A 1,259-nucleotide genomic window follows, 5' to 3' on the forward strand; every position below is an offset into this window, starting at 1 on the left:
GATCCTGGTGGCTAATTCAGGCGACGAGGGAGAGATTTAGTCGGGCGAGGTGGCTGGTGCGGGTGCGGTCGAGGGGGTGGCCGTTCCACCAGGCGTCGAGACGGATCAGGTTCAACGCCACCGCGCTGTAGACGTGGTCGAGGTGAGTTTTCTTCAGACCGTGGTAACGGGCACGGCGGATACCGGTCACGGTGGTGGCCTGGTGGATGGTCCCTTCGACTCCGGCGCGCAACGCGTAGTCATGCTTCCACTCATCGGTTTCCTGTCGGGCACGCGCACTCTTCAGTGCCTCGTGCATCTCCTGTGGTTGCAGAGTGAGTTGACGGCGTCCGAGCTTCGAGGTCGTGCACTTGGGCCGTAGCGGGCAGGGGCCGCAGACCGTAGGGGAGAAAACGACCACCGTCTTGGCAAGGCCGCCTTGGCGGCAGGGGCTCCAGGCGGTGCTCGTCCGCCCGGCCGGGCAGACGACCTCCCGGCCCTGCCAGTCGATGCGGAAGTCGTGGGTGGCGAAGCCCTCCTTGGCCCTGCCCTGACGGGTCTGGTCACTCAGCATCGGGGTGACCAGCACGACACCGAACCGCTTCACGGACCCCACGATCAGCTCGGCCGAGGCATACCCACTGTCCAGGTAGTGCTCCCCGGGCAGCAGCCCGCGTCGCTGGAGGACCTGGTGGACGGTATCGAGCACGGCATTGTCGGCGACGGTGGCGGCCGTGGTGGTGACGTTGGTGACCAGGTTCGGCCGGGTGGCCCTGCGCCGTCCCGGCCGCGCATCGCCGTTGTTGCCGCTCGCGGCCGGTCCGTTGGCCTGGCAGGTCTCACTGATATGGATCTTGAAGCCGTTCCACAGGGTGTCACCCTTGACGCTCCGGCGGGCATCGATGTCATACGGCGACGTCACACGCCGTTGACCGGGCGGGAGACCGTCCACCTTCGCCTCCCGCCGCTTGACCACCTCCCGTCCACTGCCCGACACCGTGCGGGTGTAGATCTGCACCAGCACGCACCGCAGAACCTGGACAGCCGGCAGGTCCCGCAGCCACGTCGGGGACGCGGGCGCGTGGACCGCGGTGAGCAGGGCGAAGCCGTCCTGGCCGTAGTCGACAGCCAGCCGGGCGCGTTTGGCCTTGGACGCGGGCGCGTGCCAGCCGGGGACCCGGTCGCCGTAACGCCGACTCCAGGAAGGCACGTCGATCACCTGTCCCACCCAGTGCGGAGCCGCGCAGACCAACGCCTCCAGGGCAGCGCGAACCGTCTCA

The 1,259-nt window shown here is 68.2% G+C and carries 1 protein-coding gene; it reads right to left on the minus strand.

All coding sequences use genetic code 11. The annotated features are described in order from the left end of the window. Nucleotides 1-16 precede the first annotated feature (16 nt). On the minus strand, nt 17-1,259 hold a 1,243-nt coding region (locus tag ACWF9Z_RS36705), incomplete at its 5' end, for a transposase (protein WP_453609969.1).

The organism is Streptomyces sp. NPDC054961 (genome assembly GCF_053609145.1).